This window comes from Ruegeria sp. AL12, from assembly GCF_056540885.1.
Window position 1 is genome coordinate 431,622 of record NZ_JBQFXN010000001.1, and the last position, 23,282, is coordinate 454,903.

Sequence of the window (23,282 nt, forward strand, 5' to 3'; positions counted from 1 at the left end):
GGAAACTGAATGAAGACGATCAAAGGGCCTGCATTATTTCTTGCACAATTTGCCGGTGACGAAGCGCCGTTCAATTCATGGGATGCCATAACCAAATGGGCGGCGGATTGCGGATACAGGGGCGTTCAAGTGCCCAGTTGGGACGAGCGGTTGTTCGACCTTGAAACGGCCGCGACAAGCAAAGACTATTGCGATGACTTCAAGGGCAAAGCCCAAGAGAACGGCGTTGAAGTCACAGAATTATCGACGCACCTGCAAGGCCAACTTGTCGCTGTTCACCCGGCCTATGATACGGCGTTTGATGGTTTTGCGGCCGAAAGCGTCAGGGGAGATCCCAAAGCCCGGCAGGAATGGGCCGTTGATCAGGTCAAGAAAGCGCTTTCAGCCTCTCGGAATTTGGGAATCTCGGCTCACGCAACATTCTCTGGCGCGCTGGCCTGGCCTTACGTGTATCCCTGGCCTCAACGTCCTGCTGGCCTAATTGAAACCGCATTTGATGAGCTCGCCCGTCGTTGGGTGCCGATCTTGGACCACGCCGAAGATTGTGGCGTTGATGTTTGTTATGAAATCCACCCCGGCGAGGATCTTCATGACGGGGTGACATACGAAATGTTCCTTGAACGAACAGGCAACCATGCGCGGGCGTGCATGCTGTACGACCCGTCGCATTATGTCCTGCAATGCCTCGATTACCTTGACAATATCGACATCTATAGAGACCGCATCCGGATGTTTCACGTAAAGGATGCCGAGTTCAATCCGACCGGAAGGCAAGGTGTCTATTCCGGCTATCAAAGCTGGGTCGATCGCGCAGGGCGGTTCAGGTCACTTGGTGATGGACAGGTGGATTTCGGGGCTGTCTTTTCCAAGATGGGGGCAAACGACTTTGATGGCTGGGCCGTGGTCGAATGGGAATGCTGCCTGAAACATCCCGAGGACGGCGCGCGTGAAGGTGCGCAGTTCGTTTCCGATCACATTATTCGCGTGACCGAGAAGGCCTTTGACGACTTTGCCGACGGCGGCACCGACGAAGCGGCCAATCGGAAAATGCTGGGGATAGGCTGATGGTAACAGGACGCAACGAAGAAAGAACGGGGCGCATTCGCCTTGGTATGGTCGGCGGCGGAAACGATGCTTTCATCGGCGGTGTCCACCGCATAGCTGCGCGACTGGATGACAAGTTCGAGCTGGTTGCAGGCGCGTTGTCCTCGACGCCCGAAAAATCTCGGGAAAGCGGCGAGGCGCTGGGCCTCGAGCGGGTTTACGATGACTTCAAGCAGATGGCGATGCGAGAAGCGCGTTTGAAATCCGGGATCGAAGCGGTTTCGATCGTCACGCCAAATCACGTTCACTATGCTGCCGCGCGTGAGTTTCTGAAACGCGGCATTCACGTGATTTGCGATAAGCCGCTTACGTCGACCCTTGGTGATGCGAAGAAACTGGTCAAAACCGCTGAAAACTCAAACGCGCTGTTCATCCTTACCCATAACTACACGGGCTATCCAATGGTTCGGCAAGCGCGTGAGATGGTTGCCAACGGGGATATCGGTAAAATCCGCGTGGTTCAGGTTGAGTATCCGCAAGACTGGCTGACCGAGCCGCAGGATTTCAAGCAGGCCGAGTGGAGGACTGATCCGGAACGCTCCGGTGCCGGAGGATCAACCGGTGATATTGGAACTCATGCGTATAATATTGCCTGCTTTGTAACCGGATTGAGGGCAGAAAGCCTTGCGGCGGATTTGCAGGCTTTTGTGCCGGGTCGTCAGGTCGACGATAACGCGCATGTGTTGCTGAGGTTCCAAGGCGGAGCCCGTGGCATGCTGTGGTCTTCGCAGGTTGCGCCCGGTAACGAAAACGCTCTGCGATTGCGTGTGTACGGCGAAAAGGGCGGCATCGAGTGGGCTCAGGAAGACCCGAACTATCTTTGGTTTACTCCTTACGGAGAGCCAAAGCGTCTGATCACCCGAAATGGGGCTGCGGCAGGGGATGCGGCCAATCGGCTCAGCAGAGTGCCCCCGGGACACCCCGAAGGTTACCTGGAAGGGTTCGCCAATATCTATGGCGAAGCAGCCGAAGCCATACTGGCGTTCAGAAACGGAAGTTCACCTGACGCATCTGTCGTCTATCCAACGGTCCAGGATGGGCTTGAGGGCGTCAGGTTTGTGGCCGCATGCGTGCAAAGCTCTGCCAGAAATTCGGCCTGGGTAAAGCTGGAGTGAGGCTTTCTGCTTTGCGGGTTGAATTGCTGGCCTTGTATGAAAAAAACGGGTTGAGGCAGTTATTTGCCTCAACAATCGACGCGGCCACTCTGTATGAGCAAGCATAGGCCGTCTCACAAACATCGCGCGGTTAACGTTTCCATAGCGTCATCAAAGGTTTGGGCGCTATTCTCGGCCCGAGCCGTCAGATGAGCGCCTTCCAGCAAGGCCAAAGCCGCGCGTGCTTCTGCTTTCGGATCTTCAACGCCGGTGATCGAATGATCGGTTTTGCCAAGCGCAAAGACATTCTCGATCCAACGGGTCATCATGCGCCGGAACTCGCGGATTTTGTCGGTGACCTCATTCGACAAGCTTTCCCGGCTGATGATCAGCGAGACACATAAGCACAGGGTTTTTCCGTCGTTCAAAGCCGCGCGATACAGCGCGATCAGCGCACGCATGCGCCCGCCCGCCGTGTCACAAGTTTCCTCGATCTCGTCGCAGCGTCCCGTAAACTCGGTATGGTAGCGTGTCATCAAAGCGGCTGACAGCGCGGCTTTGGTCGGGAAGTGATAGTGGATCGATGCCTTGCGGATGCCCACATCATTGGCAAGGTCGGCATAGCTGAAGCCGTCGAAGCCTTTGCTGCGTACGGCAAATTCGGCAGAATTCAGCAAAGCGGTTTTCGTGTCTAATTCCATGCCACCTTCATCCTATTTGCGCTCAACAATGCCGCGGTGTTTTCTGCTGCTTCCAATGCACCTTCAAGATATCCCCCAAATTGCGCGGCTGTTTCGGTGCCACTGAAAACGATCCTGTCTTCCCAGATCCGCGTCATGGCCTTCGGCAGACCGTATTGCGGATGGGCATATACGGGCTGAAGATCCAGGTCTGTCGCTGTGAAGCGATCAAACGCCCAGTCTTTTAACAAAAGCACGCTGGGGCTGGTCGCCTTGCGCCCGAACAAGCACCCCAGCTGAGCCAGAACCTGCAGCCGCAACGCCCCTTCATCCCGGCGCGCTTGCGCAGGGATGCCGATGAAACCGAACAGCGCGAAGGGACCACCGCTGGCAGGCGATGCGTCGTGGATTTCCACCATGGGGCCGTGCCGGCTCATAGCGTCCCCTGACAGCCCGTCTTCGCGCCAGAACGGAGTGTCATAGACCGCAACCGCTTTGGCCTGCCCGGCCATCCAGGTCGGGATGTGCCGCATGGCTGACAACGTGCCATCGGGCAGGGCGGGCTCATAGATCAACTCGGCCGCGATGCGTGGGGGCACGGCAAGTACCACACGGTTTGCCAAAATATGCTGCCCAGATTGCGTGGTGACCCGAACCCCGCCTTCGGTGCGGGCCAAGGCGGTGATCTGCGTGGACAGGTGAATTGCCCCATCCGGCAACCGTGCCGACAGCGCATCTGTCAAAGCAGCGAGCCCCCCGATCAGACGATAAGACCCTTCCATGGATGAAAACCCGCGGCCCCGCTCAACACGGCACTGTTCATCTTCGAAACTCAGCGCGCCGGAACTGAATTGGTCAAACCGGTGCAGGCCCAGCCGGTCTGTCAGCGTTGCGATACGTGGCTGGCCGGGCCAGAACCAAGCCGGACCCATGTCCAGATGGGCGTTCCCCTGAATCTCGGTCAGAATGCGTCCGCCCAGACGGCTGCGCGCCTCAACAACCAGAACTTCCTGACCCTGATCCACAAGCTGTGTCGCCAGGCTGAGCCCAGAAAGCCCGCCGCCGATGATGAGCGTATCGGTGCGCATGGGTCAGAACCCCTCAGTTGCAGGACGCAGGTCCAGCTCGTGGGTCCAAGTCGACCTGGGTTGTTGCGCCAGTTGCCAATATACCTCGGCAATGTCTTCGGGCTTCATCATTTTGGCTGGGTCCAGACTGTGCCGGCCGCGTGACCGGGCCGTGTCGATTATGCCGTCTAGAATGACATGCGTGATATGCACGCCCGCCGGTTGAAACTCTCGTGCAAGCGATTGTGTCAGCCCGCGCAGGGCAAACTTGGCTGAAGCAAATGCTGAAAACTGTGCACCACCGCGCAGAGAGGCGGTTGCACCCGACACGATCAAGGTTCCGCCACCGCCACGGACCATCGGCTGCATCACCGATTGCGCCAGCACGATCAGCGTTTGCACCATCGACGTCCAGCTGCGCTGGTAATCGTTCAGCGTTGTTTTCAAGAAGGGTGAGATCACCAGTTCTGCGGTGTTGTGCACCACGGTCTTGGGCGGCCCGTAAGTGGCAATCAAATTGGCTATGACCGGTGCCGTTTCGCCGGGGTCGGACAGATCGACCTGATGAAAGGAACCGATTGAGTTGTCGGGTTGGGTTCGGCCCAGACCCACGGTCACCATGCCTTCGGCCTGGAAACGCGACACCAACGCCTGGCCAAGCCCAGCCCCCGCTCCGGCGACAAGCGCCAAGGGTTTTTGTTCAGCCATCGGTTACACCGCCGGCGGTTGGGCGTAAGGCAGGTGGCCTGTCTTCATCCAGATATTGGCCCCGTTCGCCCCCGCAACGGCCGTCAGGCTGTGGCCTTCAGGCAGGCGCAGCCAATCGTTTTTGACCAGTTCGTCCCCGCCTTCAGTGACCGACCCGTCGATGATCAGAACCTCGATCCCGCCAGGGGCGTCCGAGCGCAGCGTCGCGCCCGCGTCCAGATGGGAGTAGGTCACAATCTCGCGCGCATCCTCATGCAGGACAGCGGTGGCGATATCGTTTGTGGGCGCGCGCAGCTCATCCACCATGTTTTTGCGAAACTGGGTTCGATCGTTCATGTCGAACTGCCAGAGCTTGACGAAGATCGTGCATCCCGGTTCCGACCCCGGTGTGTGTTGCGAGGTTGGCGGATTGCGCACATAGGTCCCAGCCGGATAGTCACCGTGTTCATCCTGAAATACACCGTCAAGGACAATGAATTCCTCACCGCCGGTATGGGTGTGGGCAGAGAAATGACTGCCCGGCGCATAACGCACGATAGTGGTGGCCCGTGCGACCTCGCCTCCGATCCTGTCCAACATCCTGCGATCCACACCCTTCATAGGAGAGGCCTGCCATTCCAGCTGGTCTGAGTGAACGACAACGCGGTCAGAGAAGTCCGAATTGATTTCCATGGGGTCGGGTCTCTTCCTTGGTTACGACGCACAGTAATATCTACTAGTAGGTAGGTAAACGCCAGCAGCAAAACTAGAATACTCGACACGTTTCACAGAGTGTTGAACGGTTTCTTGTCAGGGGGGCTTGGTCGCACGGTTAGGTGGCGCAACCGCCACGGAGAGGTTTCACGCCTCGTTTTGAGGGCGGGGCGTGCGCGACACGCATTATCAGGTGCAGCAATATCTGCTTGATATCAATTGCTTCCTGCAAAAGGAAAGCATCAAAAGCCGTTTTGAAACTGGCTGTGGTTTTCGTGCGAGGCAATTCAGTGCCTAAGAAACCAGCGGGTATCTTCGGTTTCAGAGGTTTCGGAAGTACCGCATTGAATTGCAAGAAGTCGAAACAAACTTATGATAATATCGCATTCATGAGGTAGAAGGACGTAACCCTTGATGGGCAACGCATCCGCATGCTTCACTTTCGGGGCTATGTCAGCATTTGGTTTTGCTGGCGCCAAAAAACCGAAAGGCACTACCTTTCCACACCAAAAACCTGAGCGCACCGCTGCCCGAGAGGGTGAGAAAAACAAGCGCGGAAGCTACCCAACACGGAGATATCAGATGAAAAAAATTGCAACGCTACTTGGAAGCGCGTCCTTCGCGATTGCCGGGCCGGCCATGGCCGCGGATATCGTGATCGGTGTGCCCAACTGGGCCTCGGTGAACGCCACGGCACATATTCTTGAGGTCGTGATCGAAGAAAACCTCGGCTTGGACGTGGAATTGCAAAATGGCACCAACCCGATTGTCTTCGAGGCGATGGACAGCGGTTCGATGCATGTCCATCCGGAAGTGTGGATGCCCAATCAGCAGAACCTGCACGATACCTATGTCAAGGAAAACGGCACCGTCGTCATGAACCAAAACCCGGTTCAGGCCGAACAGGGCATGTGCGTGCCGACCTATATCGCGGAACAATATGACATCAAATCGATTGATGACCTGAGCGACCCCGACAAGGTTGCGATCTTTGACACCGATGGCAACGGAACACCCGAGGTATGGATCGGTGCGCCGGGTTGGGCGTCGACCGTCGTCGAGAAGATCCGGGCCAAATCCTATGGCTATGACCAGATCTTCGAGCTGACGGAATACGAGGAAACCATTGCCTATGCCAATCTGGCAAATGCGACCAAAGCGGGCGACCCGTGGATCGGGTTTTGCTACAGCCCCCACTATATCTTCGTGACACAGGATCTGACGGTTCTGGAAGAACCGCCTCATGATCCGGCCACCTGGACAATCGTTCAGCCCACGGATGATCCGGATTGGTTGTCCAAGTCCGAGGCGTCCTCGGCCTGGAACGGAGCAACGCTTCACTTGCACTACGCCAAGGAACTGGAAGAGAGCTATCCCGAAGTGGCCGCCCTGTTCAGCAACTACCAGATGACAGGCGACGATCTTAGCGCGATGGGTAAGGCGCTGGCCGTCGACAACATCGAAGCTGCGGATTTCGCCAAGGAATGGGTGGCTGCGAATGAAGACACCGTCATCGGCTGGCTGACTAACTAAATCACCACTCTTCAGGCCGTCGCGCAAAACCGCGGCGGCCTTTTTCTGTCGGGCAGGGCATCGCCCTGTGGGGGATAAATGGACGAACCTGTCGTAAAATTAGAAAACGTTTGGAAGATCTTCGGCTCGCGTGCGGAAGAGGCAATGGAAGCGGTCAGAAACGAAGGCATAGGCAAGCCGGAGGTTCTGGAGCGGTTCAACTGTGTTGTCGGCGTTCAGGGCGCCACGTTCGAAGTGCCGAGGGGTGAGATTTTCTGTATCATGGGGCTGTCCGGCTCGGGCAAGTCCACATTGGTGCGACATGTGAATCGATTGATCGAACCCACGGCGGGTCGGATCGAGATTCTGGGTCACGACGTTTCGAAACTGTCGGAATCCGAGTTGCGCCGCATTCGCGCCCAGCAAATCGGTATGGTCTTTCAGCACATGGCGCTGATGCCGCATCGTTCCGTGCGCGACAACGTGGCCTATCCGTTGGAGATCCGAAAGGTGTCCAAGTCAAAGCGCTGGGCCGTCTCGGATCACGCGCTGAGCCTGGTGAATCTGACAGGTTACGAGGACCGCCTGCCCAAAGAGCTTTCGGGCGGGATGCAGCAACGCGTGGGGATCGCGCGGGCGCTGGCCTCGGACCCGGAAATCCTGTTGATGGATGAACCGTTCTCTGCCCTTGATCCGCTGATCCGCCTGCAGTTGCAGGACCAGTTCAAAGCACTTGTGGCGCAGCTCAAAAAGACTACTCTGTTCATCACCCACGATCTGGACGAAGCCATTCGGATCGGCCACCGGATTGCGATCATGAAGGATGGCGTCATCGTACAGATCGGAACCCCCGAAGACATCGTCATGAACCCGTCCGACGATTACGTGCGCGAATTCGTTCAGGGCATCTCAAAACTCAAACTGGTCAAGGCGCATTCCATCATGGAGCCGGTGGACAGTTATTCAGGGCCACTTGACGGTGCGCCCCGAGCCGACGAGGGCGCGGATCTGGATCAATTGATCGACCTGGCCGTGAATTCTGATCTGCCGGTCGTCATCACGGATGCGGGTATCGATGTGGGTGTCGTGACCAAGCCGCGCCTGTTGCGCGGTATCCAGGGGGGCAAAAATGACTGATGCTGCAACAGAGATGAAAGTAACCGCCGCCTCTGATATCGAGGTCGATCGCGAGGCGCTGGACCTTTCCATCAAAGAGTTCGCGGGCCCGAACGGTGACTACTATGTCAATGCGTTCCACAAGATTCATGATGCGACCAGCGCAATTCCCAACACATTCAACAAGTGGGCCGCGGTGCTGGGGCCATTCTGGTCTGCGTCACGCGCCATTTGGGGCATGTTCTGGACCTTTCTGATCCTTGAGATCATCGCGTGGGTCCAGATCGGCAGGGGCGCGTGGGGCAATCCCGGCGCGGATTTCGCCGAGCGCGCTGCGCGTCAGCAGGAACGTGCGGCCGAACTGTTGGCGCGCGCAGCGGATGCCACGGAACAGGCCGACATCGACCGTTTCACCAAACTGGCCGAGAACATACAAAAAGCAGCGGCCACAAGTCTGGAAAGGGCTGCCGCCGCCCAGTCCGAGGCGGCAGGAATCCTGATTACCGGGTTGTTGATGTTGCTGGTGTTCAAGTTGGTTCAAGGGTTCTACGCCGACCGCGTCTACGAGAAACAGTATTCGAACTGGCGTATCGATCCGGAAAGCACTGAAAGTGGGCGTTCGACCCGTAACATCGTCATGGGCGCGATCCTTGTTGCGGCAATCGGACCATTGATTGTGTACAAGTTCACAGTGAACGCATCTCTTCCATTGTTGGACGCGTTCCCGGAACAGCAAGTGTCTGCGATGTTTCTTGGGGAAGGCAACGGCACGCTGTTCTCGAGCCTGGCAAACTGGATGGAGGCCAGGATTGATGCGGCCGCTGCGGCGGGCGGCGATATCTTTGACGGGATCGTGGCGGGCGTGCGTTCGGTGCTTGATGCGCTGACAATTGCACTGATCGGGTCGCCCTGGCCGGTGGTCATGCTGGTCATCTGTGTGACGGCCTGGCGTGCGGCGGGACCAAGGGTTGCCATCTTCACCGCGTCTTCCCTGGCCTATATCGCGTTGCTGGGGTATTGGGACGTGGCGATGGAAACGGTTGCTCTGGTCGGTGCGGCGGTGTTGCTGTGCGTCGTCTTCGGCATTCCGCTGGGTATCTGGTTCGGAAAGTCGCAGCGCGCTTATCGCGCGGCGGAACCGGTTCTGGACCTGATGCAGACGCTTCCCGCCTTCGTCTACCTGATCCCGATCATCGCCTTCTTCGGCACCGGCAACCCGCCGGGGATTCTGGCCACCATCATCTTTGGCATGCCGCCGGTGATCCGCCTGACGGCACTGGGAATGCGGGGGGTTCCGGAGAGCATCAAAGAAGCTGCCGTCGCCTTTGGCGCGTCGAAATGGCAACTGTTGAAGGATGTTGAAATCCCGCTGGCGCTGCCATCGATCATGACCGGTGTGAACCAGACGATCCTGATGTGCCTGTCCATGGTCGTGATCATCTCACTGATCGGCGGGGGCGGTTTGGGCAAGGAAATCCTCGAGGCGCTGCAATACGCGGCCAAGGGGCCGGGCCTGCTGGGGGGCTTTGCGATCCTGTTCCTTGCCATGGTCATGGACCGGATCGTGCAGGGCGCGTTCCGACGAGAAGACGAAAAACTCTGAACGCAAACGCCCCCGGTTCTGATCGGGGGCGCTTTTCTTTGATCCGAGGAAACCATGACCGACCCGTATGAACAATCGATGATGGACAACCTGTATTGGTGGGGCGTGCCCACACTGTTCCGGTGTCCCAATGTCGGGCCCGAAGGGCAGGATATCGCACTGGTGGGCGTGCCGCATTCGACGGGCAACGGCACGACCGAAAGGGACCAGCACCTGGGACCACGCGCGTTGCGGCATGTCTCGGCCGTACAACGCAGGGTGCATTCGGTCTTTGAAATTGATCCCTGGCAGAGTGCGCGGATCGCCGATGTTGGTGATGTGCCTTTTCCAAAGGCCAACGACAACGAAGACTGCATCGAACGCATCACTGAATTCTACAAGGCCATAGACACGGCCGGAGCGCGCCCCGTTTCCGTCGGAGGCGACCATTCCATCACCGGTGGCATTGTTCAGGCTTTGGGTAACGGCAAGCTTGCAGGCGGGCAGCCGGTCAGCTTTCTGCATCTGGACGCGCATACGGATGTCTTCACCAAGGTTGATCACTTTCTTGGCGCTAAGAAATCCGCGGCCCACTGGGGGGCCTATCTGGCCGATCAGGGGCAGGTGGATCCAACCCGGTCGATGCAGATCGGTCTGCGGGGCCATCCACGCAGCCTGGACTGGCTGCAACCGTCTTATGACTACGGGTACAATATCGTCACCATGCGAGAGTTCCGACAGCGCGGGTTGGCCGATGTGGTCGCGCAGACCAAAGAGGTTTTGGGTGACCGCCCGGTTTACATCACCTTCGATCTGGACTGTCTGGACCCAACCGTCGCGCCGGCCGTGTCCAATCTGGAACCGGGTGAGAAGGGGTTTGACATAGATGAGGCGGTCGGCATCCTGCGCGCGACGCGCGGATTGAACATCATCGGCGGCGATGTGGTCTGCATGATGCCCACCAAGGACAGCCCCAACAACATCACCGCGCTGACGGCGGCGGCGGTGATGTTCGAGATGATTTCGATGATCGCCGAGAACGTCGCGCGGGCCTAGCGCCGCGCGTCGATCGCCTGTGCCAGAACACACAGCAACTCGAACATCAGCGAGATGCCAAGCCACGCCGTCCCGCCTTGGGGGTCGAATGGCGGTGACACTTCGACAAGATCGGCGCCAACAAGGTTCAGGCCGGACATCCTGCGAATGACCTGCTGGGCCTGAAAGCTGTTGGGCCCGCCGATTTCAGGTGTTCCTGTGCCGGGGGCGTAAGTTGGATCGACAAAGTCGATGTCATAGGTGCAATAGGTCGGCTGCATGCCAACGATATCGCGAACCTCGTTCATAACGTCGTCTATGCCCCGGTCGAACACCTCTTCGATACGGATGATGCGGATGCCCTTCGCCTCGCCCCATTCGATATCTTCAGTGTTGTAGGCCGTGCCGCGAATCCCGACTTGTACAAAACGCTTCGGGTCCACCAACCCTTCCTCGACCGCTCGGCGGAACGGGGTGCCGTGGGTGAATTTGTGACCTCCGAAATAAGTGTCGAACAAGTCCGTGTGACTGTCGAACTGGATCAGGCCAACCGGACCCGAAGCGGCCACGGCTCGCAGGACGGGCAGGGTGGTCAGGTGATCCCCTCCGGCGGTCAATGGTGTGATGTTGCGGGTTCGAATATCCGTGTAGAAACGCGTGACCCGATCCAGCGTGTCTTCTATGTCGACGGGATTGGGGGCGACGTCTCCTAGATCTGCGCAGTTCACCATTGAGAACGGTGCCACACCTGTAACCGGGTTCATCGCCCTGATCATGGTGGAATAATCTCTTAATTGCCGCGGACCATGCCGGGCGCCGGGGCGATTGGTGGTTCCGCCGTCCCAAGGGATACCGACGATGCCCAGTTCGACTTCCGAAATCCGTTCGTGCGCCAGATCCAGCATGGGCAGGCGCATGAATGCGGGAATGCCGGCAAATCGGGCCAGTTCCATGGCGGACACCGGTTGAAAAAATGAATCGGCCATGATGCCCCATCCTCTGCAAGTTTCCTCAGTGACCCTAACGGTTCAGGACCGGGCTGGAAATGCCCGCCGCTCTTCAAGACAGGATATGAAAACGCCGGCGGATTTCGGCGTCTTGTTCCGGGGTGAGATATTCGGGGTAATGCGTGCTCAACACCTCTTGAGCGGCGCGCCGTGCGGATGACCACGCATCCATCGCACCATCGGTTTGCCAGGTGCGGGGCTCCTGACGATCGGCGAGTTTCGGATAGAAATAGTCTCGTTCCATGGCCTCATAGGTTTGCTCGCTGCCCAGAAAATGCCCATCGCCCAGAACCGAATGGCATATGGCGTCAAAGCCAAGATTCGCTTCGGTGACCTCGATCCCGCGCAAGACACGATAGGTGTGCGAGTGCATTTCGTTGTCCAGAACGAAAGCCTCGAAGCTGACCCCGAGCAAAGACGCCGTCATCCCCGAGCTTTCATAGATCAGATTGCCTCCTGCCAGCGCTGCCGCCAGCGACGTGATGCCTTTTTCAGCCCCATGCTGGGCGTCGATGGCTTTGGCATCGGCCATCGAAGCGGCCACGCCCGACGGCAAACCCAGCCAGTTCGTGATTTGCGCCGACGCCGCATTCAGGATTGCGGTCTCGCCGCTGCCCCCTGCGAAAGAGCCGGTCCTGAGATCCACGATGAAGGGCCAGTTGGAAAAGACCATCGGAAAGCCGGGTTTGATCGCATTGACCATCACGAGACTGGCCAGCGTTTCGGCCAGTGATTGCGCCAGAAATCCGGCCAGAGTTGCCGGGGCGGTTGCGCCCGCCTGCGCGGCCGTGATGCAGGACATGGGTATGTTATGGGCGATGCATTCATAAACCACGTCCACGGCATCCTCGCCGTATCGCATTGGCGAAATGATCGGGCTTATATGCGCTTTCAGGAAGGGGCGTTTGGCGAATTCCCCGGCCCCTCCGGCGACGATATCCAGCATCGCGACGATCGGGCCGACATGTTCCGCCAACGTGAAAGACGTTGCCATTGGCTTGGTTGTGTTGCGTACCAAAGCGTAAACGGTGTTCACGTCCAGATCGAACACATCCGGGATGTCGGTTGCCACGCAGCATCGGGTAAACCAACTGACATTGGCCAGCGTGTCCTGTAGCCGGGTGAAATCATGCAGATCGGCCAGGGTGGAGGGGCGATAAAGCCCACTGTTGATATCAAGGGTCTGAACCGCAGCACCGCCGGTGCCAAAATACACGCGGTCGCCACCCACCTCGATGGATCGTTTTTCATCCCGGCCATGAAAGGTGAAGCTCTTCGCGGCCGAGGCGATGGCCTGTTCGACCATTGAACGGGGAAAAACCAGGCGGTTCTGTTCCCGATCCTGGGCACCCGCCGCCCTGAGGTCGAAGGCCAGCCTGTCCGGCACGTCTCCCATCCCCAGCTCTTCCAGCAAACGCAGCGCCGTGTCATAGATTTTCTCGATTTCCGATAGGCTCAAGGGCTTGAATGCCCCGCCTTTCTGACCGGGCGGGCAAGGATCAATGACGGGTTTGGCCGCACGCTGCGCATGCCGTGCTTTGCGTCCGCTTCGTTTGATGCTGTCGGATGGCATGTGTTTTCGTCACCTTGCGTTTTCCTGCACCGTAGGACCCAAGTTGTCCCGGTATCAAAGAAGAAGTGCCGTTTTCAGAATCCGAAATCGCGGTTTCGATTTTCCGGCACCCGCATCTGCCCTGTTGTCTGCCCATCCCGTTATTCAGCAAGACTGGTGCCGAAGTTGAAGGAGCAATGCCATGAAGTCGCGTACCAGAGCCGTTGTGATAGGGGGCGGGATCGCCGGATGTTCGACGCTCTACCACCTGACCCGGGAAGGGTGGACCGATGTGGTTTTGGTCGAACGGAATGAACTGACCTCGGGCACGACATGGCATTCGGCGGCGCAGGTCACCAATTTCGGCATGAACCAGACGATGGTCGGCCTGAAATCGCATTCGATCCGTCTGTACAAGGAACTGGCCGACGATCCGGATTACCCGATCAACTATCACCACGCAGACGGTGGGATCCGTCTGGCCAACACCGAAGGGCAGATGCAGGGCTATCGTCACTTTGCGTCCATGGCGCGGGGGATGGGCGTGCATTTCGAGGTGATAGACGCGGATGAATGTGCCCGGAGACACCCGTTGATTTCGACCGAAAATCTCATCGGTGGGCTTTGGGATCCGCTGGACGGCGACATCGATCCGGCGCAATTGTGCCAGGCCCTTGCGCGCCGGGCACGCAACGCGGGTGCCGAGGTGTATCGAAATACGCCGGTGACCGCGCTGACACAGCACAGCGATGACACCTGGACCGTGCATACCGAGAACGGGGATATCGACTGTGATGTCGTCGTCAACGCCTGCGGCTACAGGGTCAACGAAGTCGGCGCCATGATGGGTGTTCATCATCCCGTGTCGTCCATGGAACATCAGTATTTCCTGACCGAAGAAATCGAGGCCATCCGGGATGCCGGACACCGGATGCCGCTGCTGCGCTGCCCGATCAGCGATTACTATTGCCGGCAGGAAAAGAACGGCCTGTTGCTCGGGTTCTACGAGCAGGGATGCAAAACCTGGGGTATGGACGGGATTGATCCGAACTTCGTGAACGCATTGTGCCCGGATGATCTGGACCGGGTAACCGATGTGCTGGAAGGGGCCTTTGCGCGCATGCCCGCCTTGATGGAGGTTGGTATTCACACCGTGGTCAACGGACCGATCACCTACACCATTGATGGCGCCCCATTGGTCGGTCCGATTCCGGGCAAGCGCAACGCGTACTGCATCATTGGGCTGCGGGCCGGGCTGGGTGAAGGTGGCGGTCACGGATGGTTGCTGGCACAGCAGATCGTGCATGGCGAGGCATGTTATGACACGTGGTGCCTCGACCCGCGGAGGTTTTCGGGTCATGCCAATGTGGAACTCACCGCGCTCAAGGCGATTGAGGATTATCAGAACGAATTCAGGTTCCACTTTCCGCATGAACATCGCCCCGCGGGCCGACCCGCTAAGACGACCCCTTTGACGCCTGTTCTGGCATCCGAAGGGGCCGAGTTCACTGTGGTCAACGGATGGGAAAGGGTGGACTATTTCAAACCCGATCCCGATTTCTCGCCGACGCTCAGTTTCGATTTTGACGAAACCTTCGATTTGGTGGCCGCCGAAGTCGAAAGCATTCGAACCGGCGTCGGGCTTGCAGAGGTCAACGGGTTCAACCGCATCGAGATCACAGGATCGGACAGGCACGCATTCCTGGATCGGTTGTTTTGCGGGCTTGTTCCTCGGCGTGAGGGGCGTGTCGGGTTGGGATACCTGTTGAATCACTACGGTATGATCAAGGCAGAAGCGACGATTGCCAATCTGCCCGCCTGCGACAGGGGGCCGGCCCGCGTTTGGTATGGTTCCGCCGCGGCGAGCGAGTTTCACGACATGGATTGGTTGCGCCTGCATCTGCGCAGCGATGAGGACGTTCAGTTGCGCAGCCTGACAAATGATCAGACCATTCTGGTTCTGGCTGGCCCGAAGTCGCGTTCTGTCTTGTCAGCCTGCGCCAGAGGAGATTGGTCGGCAGATGCGTTCCCGTGGCTCAGCGTGCGCGAGTGCTTTGTCGGTATTGCTCCGGCGACGGTCATGAACCTGAGTTACTCGGGCGAGCTGGCCTATGAAATCCATGTTCCAAACGCCTCGCTCTATGCGGCCTATCTTGCCTTGCGCGAGGCCGGCGAAACGCACGGGCTGAACCTGTTCGGTGCCAGGGCCGTAGAATCCATGCGCATGGAGAAGAGCTTTTTGCACTGGAAAGCCGATCTGATCACCGAATTTGATCCTTTTGAAACCGGGCTGGATCGGTTCGTCCGACTGGACAAGGGCGCCTTCGTGGGGCGTGATGCCCTGTTGAATCGGAAGTCGGAAGGACCACGACGCAAGCTGGTCCCGTTGCGCATCGATTCAACCCTTGGCCCGGCGCATCCCGGCGCATCGCTGATGCAGGGTGATACTGTCGTTGGCACCATCACGTCGGGCGCATGGGGGTATCGCACCGAGCTGAATCTGGCGCATGCTTTCATTCATCCGTCCCTGGCGCAGCTTGGCCGCGAAATGGAGCTGGACAGCTGCGGGAAACGGATTGGTGCGACGGTTATCAGCCCAAGCCCGTACGACCCGGATTTTGTGCGGATGAAAGCCTAGAATCGACCGTTTCGATCAACTTCTTCATTGCCGCATGGGCAAAACTTTGCTTCGCTAGTTTCGAACAAATCGAAACAATGGTCGGTTGCCGTGTCCAAATCTCTGAGTCTTCGATGGCTGGAAGTGTTTCAGCTGATCGCCAAATCCGGATCGATTCAGCAAGTCGCATCAGAAACAGACTTGTCGATCAGCACGGTTTCGAACCACCTGCGCAGCCTTGAACGCGCGTTGGGGATTGAATTGGTCGACCATGGGCGTCGCCCGATGGGCCTGACGCCGGCGGGCGAGGTGTTTGCCCGCTATGTGCGTGAGGGTCTGACTGTGCTGAAACGCGGTGAGGCCGAGATACGAACGGGAAACTGGCAGCATGCGACGGATCTGCGGCTGGCTTTGATCGATGACTTCGACAACCAGATCGCACCCGACCTTGTTCGTTTTCTGGCGCAGGCTCTGCCACGGTGCAATTTCCGCCATTTCACACGCCCGAGCCACGAAATTCTTGCCAAACTTCAGGAACACAAGCTTGACGTGGGCGTCGCCACACGACCGCTGGGTCGTACCGAGGGGCTGATCGAATATCCGTTGATGAGAGACCCCTTCATCGTCGTGGTTCCCAACAAGTTCGAAGGGTCCCCGGACGAGCTGTTCAACCCGGATGCCGACCTGCCATTGTTGAGGTATTCGCGTGACTATGTGATCGGCAAGCAGATTGAAACTCAACTGGCCCGAAGCAAGTTCAGCCTGCCCAACCGGTTTGAACTGGAGTGCAACCAATCCATCATCGGCCTGGTCGCGCAGGGCAGTGGCTGGGCAATCACGACGGCGGCGTGCTTTCACCGAACGCAGAGGTTTCACAACAGCGTAAAGGCCATGCCGTTCCCCGGCAGCAACTTCGTTCGCACGGTGTCGCTGTTTACAACCGAGGTATACCCGGCAACGACGTCGGTGCTGATCCAGAAGGCCATGAGCAAATTGATACGTCAGCATTTCACAAGACCGATGTGTGCCCGACACAATTGGCTGAAGAATGAGTTCCGCACCATGGAGATAGAGGGCGTCTAGCCCAATCTGACCGGGGTGCCGAACGGCTGATGGTTTAGGGCGGATGCTCGCAGGGCTTAAACTGGACTTGCCTTGTTGGTGTTTCGGGAAACCGGGCCGATGTTCGAATTGCGGTCTGTGCTGGTCCGGGTTCTTTCTGACGGGGTGTCGAATTCGTCTCGCCTCGGGCTCAAAGCGCTTCTAGTCTCTGAAGGACAGGCAATCACGTCAACAGGAAGCCAAATGAGCTGGATCAGAACCATCCCATTCGAGCAGGCCACAGGCAGGCTGAAGAAACTCTATGACCGCGTCACGGGCCCGGGCAACAATGTGGACAATATCATGATGTCGCATTCGTTGCGTCCGCATTCGATGGAAGGGCACATGGCGATCTACAAGGCGGTGCTGCATCACTCGGGCAACAAGATACCGAAATGGTTTCTCGAGGTGCTGGGCGTGTGGGTCAGCTCTCTGAACCGATGCGGATATTGCGTCGAACATCATTTCGCAGGGTTGCAGCGGTTGCTGGCCGACGAAGAACGGGGAAACGCGATCCGGGCGGCGATCGAAGCCCGCGATCCGGCCGCCGCGCCATTGGATGCAGCGCAGGTGGCGGCCATGGCCTATGCGCGCAAGCTGACCGAGGATCCGGGCGATCTGGTCGAAGCGGATGTGATCGCGCTGCGCATGGCAGGTTGGGATGATGGAGAAATCCTCGAGATCAATCAGGTCTGTTCCTACTTCTCTTATGCGAACCGTACGGTTCTGGGGCTGGGATGTTCGACGGAAGGCGACGAATTGGGTCTGTCGCCCAACAACTCTGACAACCCTGACGATTGGGGGCATAGATAAAGCCCGAAACAACGGGATCAGCGATCCGGTGCGCCAAACGGGCGCCAGCCTTGGCCATGTTGGCCGACGTCGATTAGACGATCCTATTGAGGATTCAGGCAAGGGCCGCTCGCGCGCAGCTTGAAAAACGGCGTTTGTATCGGAACCTTGTATCCAGTGCGGAATTTATGGGTTTTTAAGGCATCAATTTGACCCCAATCAAAGCGCATCCGTGGCCTTTCTGCTAGCTCCTTTCCGGGACAACAGAAAAGGAAAGATTTCATGGAAGCCATTGCTCGGGTCGAAACAAATTCAACTCAGGTCAAGACCAGGCCGACGCCGGTTGCAGAGGTCGCAGAGCCCAGCCCTGAAAAGATCCGGCAGGCGTTTGAAAGCGGCAAGTACCCCTATGGCCGCAAGATGGCGCGGTCGGTGTACGAAGAACAGAAGGCCAAGCTTCAGGCAGAGTTGCTGAAGGTTCAGTTGTGGGCGCAGGAAACCGGGCAGCGTTTCGTTCTGCTGTTCGAAGGGCGCGATGCTGCCGGCAAGGGCGGTACGATAAAGCGGTTTATGGAGCACCTCAATCCGCGTCAGGCCCGGGTCGTGGCCTTGAATAAACCCACTTGGGAGGAAAAGGGGCAATGGTATTATCAGCGCTATATTCAGGAACTGCCAACGGTTGGCGAAATGGTGTTCTACGACCGGTCCTGGTACAACCGCGCGGGTGTCGAGCGGGTGATGGGCTTCTGCTCTCCCAATGAATATCTGGAGTTCATGCGGCAGACGCCAGAGTTGGAGCGGATGCTGGTGCGTTCGGGCATCCAGCTTTACAAATACTGGTTCTCGGTCACGCAGGAAGAACAGCAGCGTCGTTTCAAAAGTCGCGAGACGGATCCTCTGAAACAGTGGAAATTGTCACCGATTGACAAGGCCAGCCTCAGCAAGTGGGACGATTATACCGAAGCTAAAGAGGCCATGTTCTTTTACACCGATACCGCGGACGCACCGTGGACGATCATCAAGTCGAATGACAAGAAACGCGCGCGGCTGAATTGTATGCGCCATTTCCTGTCGACGCTGGACTATCCGGGCAAGGATCACGACATTGTGGGTGAACCCGATCCGTTGATCGTGGGGCAGGCGCATCACGTGATTCACCGATCCGAGCATATTCTGGGTACAGCGCTGCATCCGGACGCTCGTTAATCACGCCGGTGCCCGCCTGGACTGCGCAAGCGGGCACCGAAGTATCATGTTGACATTTTAGCGATCGTCTCTTGTCTCGCGCCAAGCCCGCGCATATGGCTGGGGCAATGACAAAAGTGATGACATATCCGGCCCACTTTCGGGCAATTGCCGTGCTTGGCCTGCCGTTGATCGGTGGTCATCTGGCGCAGTTTGCCATCGGCCTGACCGACACGATCATGCTGGGCTGGTACGGGGTCGAGGCGCTGGCGGCGGTTACCCTGGCCAGCAGCTATTATTTCGTTCTGTTTTTGTTTGGTGCCGGGTTTGGCTGGGCCGTCATGCCGATGGTTGCCACCGCAGCGGCAGAAGGGGACGAAACCAGCATTCGCCGCTCGACCCGCATGGGGCTGTGGTTGTCGCTGCTATACGCTGCGGTGGTCATGCCGTTGTTGTGGTGGTCCTATCCGATCCTGATCGCCATGAAACAAGAGCCGCATATCGCTGAAACCGCGTCGGAATATTTGCGCATTGCCGGTTGGGGGTTGTTTCCGGCGCTCATCGTGATGGTGTTGAAATCCTACCTTGCGGCTCTGGAGCGAACTCAGATCGTGCTGTGGATCACGGTTACGGCGGCGGTTGTGAACGGGTTTACCAACTATGCGCTGATCTTTGGCAATTGGGGCGCGCCGGAACTGGGCGTGATGGGCGCTGCGATCGCTTCGATCACGACGCAGGTCGTTTCACTGGTCGCGGTTGTCGTCTATGTGGTCCGGACCTTGCCGGAACACAGCCTGTTCCAACGCTTCTGGCGTCCGGATTGGGAAATGTTCATCAGCGTGTGGAAACTGGGCGTGCCCATTGGCCTGACCACCCTGGCCGAGGTGTCGCTGTTTGCAACATCCGCCGTGATGATGGGCTGGCTGGGTCAGGTCCCGCTGGCCGCGCACGGGATCGCCCTGAATCTGGCGTCGGCCACATTCATGGTGCATCTGGGGCTGTCAAATGCGGCCACCATCCGGGCCGGCAACGCGTTGGGCCGCCGGGACAAGGCGCATCTGGAGAAAGGGGCGATTGCCGTGACGGTCATGTCGCTGGTCATGTCCGTCGTGACCGTCATCCTGTTCCTGACATATGCCGAGCCGCTGATTTCCCTGTTCATGGAGGCCGATGATCCGCAGCGCGGACAAATTCTGGCAATCGGGACAGGGTTGCTGGCCATGGCTGCCCTTTTCCAACTGGTCGACGGGGCGCAGGTGATTGCGCTGGGACTGTTGCGTGGTTTGCAGGATGCCAAGATACCCATGGTTATGGCGGCACTCAGCTATTGGGTGGTGGGAATTCCGGCGTCCTACTATTTCGGCTTCGTCCGTCAGATGGACGGCATCGGTGTCTGGCTGGGGCTGGTGCTTGGCCTGGCCTTCGCGGCGGTGCTGCTGATGGCCCGGTTCTGGATGCATTCGGTGCGGCAGATGCAGGCGCCGGCGGAACCTGCCTAGTCTTTGCTCAACCGGTCGGCCTTTTTCCGAACCAGAACCGTGCGCAGATCGTGCATCGCCATCAGCAACCTGTCGGTTACATCCTCAAGCTGTTCGTCGCTTGCCTTGGACTGCGCCCATTGCGTTGTCAGATTCAGATGGTCGACAGCGCGGTGAATGTCGTCGATGTCGCGCTGGGCCAGTATGGCCCGGCGCTCGTCCATCCATTGGGCGATCTCTGCCTGATCCCGTTCGGACAAAACCCGTTGCCCGTGCGGCTTGACCTCACCGTTGCGGATGTTGATGACGGCGATCTGGTCCATCTCGATCCGGCGCTGGCGGTTTTCCGTATCGATCCGAAACACCGCGGCCCCGTTTTCACGGATGCGAAAATAGTATTCGGGCAGGTCGGCAGACATGTTTACCTCAGAGATGCACAAAAGCGCTGTATACGAGCGCAAGCTTCGGTCAGGGCTGCATCGGACGTCGCATAGCTGACCCGGAAGTTGGGTGACAGGCCGAAGGCCGCGCCAAACACGACGGCGACATCCGCCTCTTCCAGCAGGGCCGTGGCAAAGGCTTCATCGTTTTCGATGACGGTTCCCGCGGGTGTCGTTTTGCCAATCAGCCCGGCGATCGAGGGGTAGACATAAAACGCGCCCTCGGGTGTCGGGCAGGTTATGCCGTCAATCTCGTCCAACATGCGCACCACCAGATCACGGCGGCGTTTGAACGTTTCATTGTTCGGCGCCAGAAAATCCTGTGTTCCGTTCAGCGCTTCCACCGCCGCCCACTGGCTGATCGAGCAGGGGTTCGAGGTGGATTGCGACTGGATCTTGCGCATCGCCGAGATGAGTTCAACCGGACCGGCTGCATAACCGATGCGCCAGCCGGTCATGGCGTAGGCTTTCGAAACACCGTTGCAGGTGAGCGTCCTGTCATACAGGCCGGGCTCCACTTCGGCAGGCGTGCAGAATTCAAACCCGTCATAGGCCAGGTGTTCATACATGTCGTCCGACATGATCCAGACATGCGGATGGCGCATCAGAACATCGGTGAGGGCCTTGAGCTCATCCCGGCTGTACCCTGCGCCTGTCGGGTTCGAGGGCGAGTTGAAGATGAACCACTTTGTCCTTGGGGTGATGGCGGCTTCCAGTTGTTCTGCCGTCAGCTTGAAGCTGTTGGCCAGCGTCGTTTCAACAACAACCGGCGTTCCACCTGCCAGCAAAACCATGTCGGGGTAGCTTACCCAATATGGCGCGGGGATGATCACCTCGTCACCGTCATTCATTGTTGCCATCAAGGCGTTGTACAGCGTCTGCTTGCCGCCCGTTCCAACCGAGATCTGCGCGGGCGTGTAGTCCAGCCCGTGATCGCGCTTCATCTTGGCGCAAACCGCCTGCTTCAGTTCCGGAATGCCGTCCGGTGCGGTGTACTTGGTTTTTCCGGCTGCAATCGCTGCAACGGCGGCGTCCTTGATGTTTTGCGGGGTGTCGAAATCCGGCTCACCCGCGCTCAGGCCGATCACGTCGCGCCCGGCGGCTTTCAACTCGGCGGCCTTGGCTGTCATGGCGATCGTGGGCGATGGTTTGACGCGTGACAGTGTCGCAGACAGGAAACTCATGGATGGCCTCGGTTTGTATGTTCAACCCGACTGTCATAGGGTGCGCCGGAATGACGATCAAGCCGAATGGACAATGTGAATTGGAGACCCCGATGAATGATGAAAAAGACTGGTATGGACCTGAGTCTGCGACATTCGGGGACCGTTTGGCGGGCGCGCGCGAAGCGGCCGGAATGACCCAGGCAGAGCTGGCGCGCCGCCTTGGCGTCAAGAAGACGACGATTGTCGATTGGGAAAACGATCTGTCCGAGCCGCGTGCGAACCGGTTGTCGATGATGGCGGGGCTGGTCAATGTCTCGATCATGTGGCTGCTGACCGGTGAGGGCGATGGCATGGATGCCCCGGTGGAAGAGGGCGAAGGTGGAATGGAACTGTCGACCGCGGTAGCTGAACTGCGCGCCATCCGAGGAGAGATGCGGGTTTGCGCTGAACGTGCGGCGCGACTGGAAAAGAAAATGCGTCTGATGCTGGAGCAGAAGAATTGAGTGAACCCCGGGACGTACGCATCAAGCGAATGAAAATGCGATCCATGCGGCGCGGGATCAAAGAGATGGACATCATTCTGTCCGCTTATGCCGATCGCAACCTGGCCGATATGGATGCCGCCGGGCTGGATGTCTTTGACGCGCTGCTGCACGAAAACGATCAGGACCTTTATCAATGGGTCACAGGTCAGGTGCAGCCGCCGGCGCAGTTTGCCAGTCTGATTTCAAACATCGCGCAGACCTTTCAAAAATAAGAAAAAACCGGCTTAACCGATTTTTCGGACTTTCAGGTCATCGTGTCTCAAACAGCACGATTGAATCGGAGGGTCGGATGAGTATGGAAATGCAGGTCTCCGGGCTGGGAGCCAAGGGGTTCATGACCAGCTATCTTGAGGCGCTGGCCCTGGTGGAGCGGCTGCACCGGTTGCTGCTGGATGTCATCAAGGATGAATTCGAGCGCGTCGGCGTGCTGGAAATCAACGCGGTTCAGGCGTTGCTGCTGTTCAATATCGGCGATCACGAAGTGACGGCAGGTGAGCTGAAAAGCCGCGGCTACTATCAGGGCAGCAATGTCAGCTACAACCTCAAGAAGCTGGTTGAGATGGGGTATATGCACCACCAGAGATGCGAGATTGACCGCCGCTCTGTCCGCGTGCGTCTGACACCACGAGGCAGGGAAATCCGCAATATCGTGTCCGACCTGTTTGCGCGTCACGCCGAAGGATTGCAAAGCAGAGGCGTGTTGGAGTTGGAAGGTATCGAAGACATCACCACGTCGCTGCGCCGCGTGGAGCGATATTGGACCGACCAGATCCGATACATCTACTGACCGCGGCTGTGCGTCGCGCAG

Annotated in this window: 22 protein-coding genes; 14 read left to right on the forward strand and 8 right to left on the reverse strand. The window is 58.2% G+C overall.

What is annotated here, in order from left to right:
- Positions 1-9 precede the first annotated feature (9 nt).
- Positions 10-1,065, forward strand: coding sequence for a sugar phosphate isomerase/epimerase family protein (locus ACR0C6_RS02165; RefSeq protein WP_480618097.1), 1,056 nt, complete (start codon positions 10-12; stop codon positions 1,063-1,065).
- On the forward strand, positions 1,065-2,219 hold the full coding sequence (locus ACR0C6_RS02170; RefSeq protein ID WP_480618098.1) for a Gfo/Idh/MocA family protein: 1,155 nt from the start codon (positions 1,065-1,067) through the stop codon (positions 2,217-2,219). The genes ACR0C6_RS02165 and ACR0C6_RS02170 overlap by 1 nt, the downstream gene beginning before the upstream one ends.
- A gap of 113 nt (positions 2,220-2,332) precedes the next feature.
- Here ACR0C6_RS02170 and ACR0C6_RS02175 read toward each other — a convergent pair whose 3' ends face one another.
- Genes ACR0C6_RS02175 through ACR0C6_RS02190 form a run of 4 tightly spaced genes read right to left on the reverse strand, consistent with a single transcriptional unit; the run spans position 2,333 to position 5,325 of the window.
- On the reverse strand, positions 2,333-2,899 hold the full coding sequence (locus ACR0C6_RS02175; protein WP_480618099.1) for a TetR/AcrR family transcriptional regulator: 567 nt from the start codon (positions 2,897-2,899) through the stop codon (positions 2,333-2,335).
- Positions 2,890-3,966 carry a flavin monoamine oxidase family protein gene (locus tag ACR0C6_RS02180; RefSeq protein ID WP_480618100.1) on the reverse strand — a complete coding sequence of 359 codons (1,077 nt, stop codon included), beginning with the start codon at positions 3,964-3,966 and terminating at the stop codon, positions 2,890-2,892. Before ACR0C6_RS02180 ends, ACR0C6_RS02175 begins: the two co-directional genes overlap by 10 nt.
- A gap of 3 nt (positions 3,967-3,969) precedes the next feature.
- Entirely contained in the window at positions 3,970-4,653 is a 684-nt protein-coding gene (locus ACR0C6_RS02185; protein WP_480618101.1) for an SDR family NAD(P)-dependent oxidoreductase, read from the reverse strand.
- Positions 4,654-4,656: 3 nt separating this feature from the next.
- Complete coding sequence (locus ACR0C6_RS02190) at positions 4,657-5,325, reverse strand: cupin domain-containing protein (RefSeq protein ID WP_480618103.1); 669 nt, start codon at positions 5,323-5,325, stop codon at positions 4,657-4,659.
- A gap of 603 nt (positions 5,326-5,928) precedes the next feature.
- Between ACR0C6_RS02190 and ACR0C6_RS02195 the strand changes: the two genes are divergently transcribed.
- From ACR0C6_RS02195 to ACR0C6_RS02210, 4 genes are all read left to right on the forward strand, one after another.
- Positions 5,929-6,879, forward strand: coding sequence for an ABC transporter substrate-binding protein (locus ACR0C6_RS02195; protein ID WP_152458505.1), 951 nt, complete (start codon positions 5,929-5,931; stop codon positions 6,877-6,879).
- 78 nt (positions 6,880-6,957) lie between these two features.
- Positions 6,958-7,995: a quaternary amine ABC transporter ATP-binding protein gene (locus ACR0C6_RS02200; RefSeq protein WP_152458504.1), complete on the forward strand. Its 1,038-nt coding sequence runs from the start codon at positions 6,958-6,960 to the stop codon at positions 7,993-7,995.
- Positions 7,988-9,577 (forward strand): ABC transporter permease, encoded by a 1,590-nt coding sequence (locus tag ACR0C6_RS02205; RefSeq protein WP_171115188.1) that lies wholly within the window; start codon positions 7,988-7,990, stop codon positions 9,575-9,577. The genes ACR0C6_RS02200 and ACR0C6_RS02205 overlap by 8 nt, the downstream gene beginning before the upstream one ends.
- A gap of 54 nt (positions 9,578-9,631) precedes the next feature.
- A complete protein-coding gene (locus tag ACR0C6_RS02210) occupies positions 9,632-10,612 on the forward strand; it encodes an arginase family protein (protein WP_480618105.1) in 981 nt (326 codons plus the stop codon).
- On the opposite strand, the gene ACR0C6_RS02215 is transcribed toward ACR0C6_RS02210, so the two are convergent.
- Together ACR0C6_RS02215 and ACR0C6_RS02220 are read right to left on the reverse strand one after the other, a co-directional pair.
- Positions 10,609-11,577 carry an agmatinase gene (locus ACR0C6_RS02215; protein WP_480618107.1) on the reverse strand — a complete coding sequence of 323 codons (969 nt, stop codon included), beginning with the start codon at positions 11,575-11,577 and terminating at the stop codon, positions 10,609-10,611. The genes ACR0C6_RS02210 and ACR0C6_RS02215 overlap by 4 nt on opposite strands.
- A gap of 73 nt (positions 11,578-11,650) precedes the next feature.
- The gene (locus tag ACR0C6_RS02220; RefSeq protein WP_480618109.1) at positions 11,651-13,171 is read right to left on the reverse strand and encodes a trimethylamine methyltransferase family protein; all 1,521 of its coding nucleotides are present in this window, start codon (positions 13,169-13,171) and stop codon (positions 11,651-11,653) included.
- Positions 13,172-13,352: 181 nt separating this feature from the next.
- On the opposite strand from ACR0C6_RS02220, the gene ACR0C6_RS02225 reads away from it, so the two are divergent.
- From ACR0C6_RS02225 to ACR0C6_RS02245, 5 genes are all read left to right on the forward strand, one after another.
- Positions 13,353-15,788 carry a GcvT family protein gene (locus ACR0C6_RS02225; protein WP_480445552.1) on the forward strand — a complete coding sequence of 812 codons (2,436 nt, stop codon included), beginning with the start codon at positions 13,353-13,355 and terminating at the stop codon, positions 15,786-15,788.
- A gap of 90 nt (positions 15,789-15,878) precedes the next feature.
- The gene (locus ACR0C6_RS02230) at positions 15,879-16,850 is read left to right on the forward strand and encodes a LysR family transcriptional regulator (protein WP_171615803.1); all 972 of its coding nucleotides are present in this window, start codon (positions 15,879-15,881) and stop codon (positions 16,848-16,850) included.
- 222 nt (positions 16,851-17,072) lie between these two features.
- On the forward strand, positions 17,073-17,681 hold the full coding sequence (locus ACR0C6_RS02235; protein WP_480618110.1) for a carboxymuconolactone decarboxylase family protein: 609 nt from the start codon (positions 17,073-17,075) through the stop codon (positions 17,679-17,681).
- 261 nt (positions 17,682-17,942) lie between these two features.
- On the forward strand, positions 17,943-18,866 hold the full coding sequence (ppk2, locus tag ACR0C6_RS02240) for a polyphosphate kinase 2 (protein ID WP_171205518.1): 924 nt from the start codon (positions 17,943-17,945) through the stop codon (positions 18,864-18,866).
- 119 nt (positions 18,867-18,985) lie between these two features.
- Positions 18,986-20,344, forward strand: coding sequence for an MATE family efflux transporter (locus ACR0C6_RS02245; protein ID WP_480618112.1), 1,359 nt, complete (start codon positions 18,986-18,988; stop codon positions 20,342-20,344).
- Here ACR0C6_RS02245 and ACR0C6_RS02250 read toward each other — a convergent pair.
- Positions 20,341-20,742, reverse strand: coding sequence for a hypothetical protein (locus ACR0C6_RS02250; protein WP_480618113.1), 402 nt, complete (start codon positions 20,740-20,742; stop codon positions 20,341-20,343). The genes ACR0C6_RS02245 and ACR0C6_RS02250 overlap by 4 nt on opposite strands.
- Before the next feature lie 2 nt (positions 20,743-20,744).
- Positions 20,745-21,947: a pyridoxal phosphate-dependent aminotransferase gene (locus ACR0C6_RS02255; protein ID WP_171167473.1), complete on the reverse strand. Its 1,203-nt coding sequence runs from the start codon at positions 21,945-21,947 to the stop codon at positions 20,745-20,747.
- Between the two features lie 92 nt (positions 21,948-22,039).
- Here ACR0C6_RS02255 and ACR0C6_RS02260 point away from each other — a divergent pair, with 92 nt between their 5' ends.
- From ACR0C6_RS02260 to ACR0C6_RS02270, 3 genes are all read left to right on the forward strand, one after another.
- Positions 22,040-22,432: a helix-turn-helix domain-containing protein gene (locus tag ACR0C6_RS02260; RefSeq protein WP_171115209.1), complete on the forward strand. Its 393-nt coding sequence runs from the start codon at positions 22,040-22,042 to the stop codon at positions 22,430-22,432.
- 29 nt (positions 22,433-22,461) lie between these two features.
- Positions 22,462-22,686, forward strand: coding sequence for a succinate dehydrogenase assembly factor 2 (locus tag ACR0C6_RS02265; protein WP_170344713.1), 225 nt, complete (start codon positions 22,462-22,464; stop codon positions 22,684-22,686).
- A 77-nt stretch (positions 22,687-22,763) separates the two neighbouring features.
- A complete protein-coding gene (locus ACR0C6_RS02270; protein WP_299894401.1) occupies positions 22,764-23,261 on the forward strand; it encodes a MarR family winged helix-turn-helix transcriptional regulator in 498 nt (165 codons plus the stop codon).
- The last annotated feature ends 21 nt before the right edge of the window (positions 23,262-23,282 follow it).

Bases quoted from the DNA above. Each gene is read 5' to 3' on its own strand.
- ppk2 (WP_171205518.1), top strand. From the start codon at position 17,943: ATGGAAGCCATTGCTCGGGTCGAAACAAATTCAACTCAGGTCAAGACC.
- ACR0C6_RS02270 (WP_299894401.1), top strand. From the start codon at position 22,764: ATGAGTATGGAAATGCAGGTCTCCGGGCTGGGAGCCAAGGGGTTCATG.
- ACR0C6_RS02170 (WP_480618098.1), top strand. From the start codon at position 1,065: ATGGTAACAGGACGCAACGAAGAAAGAACGGGGCGCATTCGCCTTGGT.
- ACR0C6_RS02215 (WP_480618107.1), bottom strand. From the start codon at position 11,577: ATGGCCGATTCATTTTTTCAACCGGTGTCCGCCATGGAACTGGCCCGA.
- ACR0C6_RS02260 (WP_171115209.1), top strand. From the start codon at position 22,040: ATGAATGATGAAAAAGACTGGTATGGACCTGAGTCTGCGACATTCGGG.
- ACR0C6_RS02225 (WP_480445552.1), top strand. From the start codon at position 13,353: ATGAAGTCGCGTACCAGAGCCGTTGTGATAGGGGGCGGGATCGCCGGA.
- ACR0C6_RS02265 (WP_170344713.1), top strand. From the start codon at position 22,462: ATGAAAATGCGATCCATGCGGCGCGGGATCAAAGAGATGGACATCATT.
- ACR0C6_RS02245 (WP_480618112.1), top strand. From the start codon at position 18,986: ATGACATATCCGGCCCACTTTCGGGCAATTGCCGTGCTTGGCCTGCCG.
- ACR0C6_RS02205 (WP_171115188.1), top strand. From the start codon at position 7,988: ATGACTGATGCTGCAACAGAGATGAAAGTAACCGCCGCCTCTGATATC.
- ACR0C6_RS02180 (WP_480618100.1), bottom strand. From the start codon at position 3,966: ATGCGCACCGATACGCTCATCATCGGCGGCGGGCTTTCTGGGCTCAGC.
- ACR0C6_RS02255 (WP_171167473.1), bottom strand. From the start codon at position 21,947: ATGAGTTTCCTGTCTGCGACACTGTCACGCGTCAAACCATCGCCCACG.
- ACR0C6_RS02210 (WP_480618105.1), top strand. From the start codon at position 9,632: ATGACCGACCCGTATGAACAATCGATGATGGACAACCTGTATTGGTGG.
- ACR0C6_RS02165 (WP_480618097.1), top strand. From the start codon at position 10: ATGAAGACGATCAAAGGGCCTGCATTATTTCTTGCACAATTTGCCGGT.
- ACR0C6_RS02185 (WP_480618101.1), bottom strand. From the start codon at position 4,653: ATGGCTGAACAAAAACCCTTGGCGCTTGTCGCCGGAGCGGGGGCTGGG.
- ACR0C6_RS02195 (WP_152458505.1), top strand. From the start codon at position 5,929: ATGAAAAAAATTGCAACGCTACTTGGAAGCGCGTCCTTCGCGATTGCC.
- ACR0C6_RS02200 (WP_152458504.1), top strand. From the start codon at position 6,958: ATGGACGAACCTGTCGTAAAATTAGAAAACGTTTGGAAGATCTTCGGC.
- ACR0C6_RS02250 (WP_480618113.1), bottom strand. From the start codon at position 20,742: ATGTCTGCCGACCTGCCCGAATACTATTTTCGCATCCGTGAAAACGGG.
- ACR0C6_RS02220 (WP_480618109.1), bottom strand. From the start codon at position 13,171: ATGCCATCCGACAGCATCAAACGAAGCGGACGCAAAGCACGGCATGCG.
- ACR0C6_RS02235 (WP_480618110.1), top strand. From the start codon at position 17,073: ATGAGCTGGATCAGAACCATCCCATTCGAGCAGGCCACAGGCAGGCTG.
- ACR0C6_RS02190 (WP_480618103.1), bottom strand. From the start codon at position 5,325: ATGGAAATCAATTCGGACTTCTCTGACCGCGTTGTCGTTCACTCAGAC.
- ACR0C6_RS02175 (WP_480618099.1), bottom strand. From the start codon at position 2,899: ATGGAATTAGACACGAAAACCGCTTTGCTGAATTCTGCCGAATTTGCC.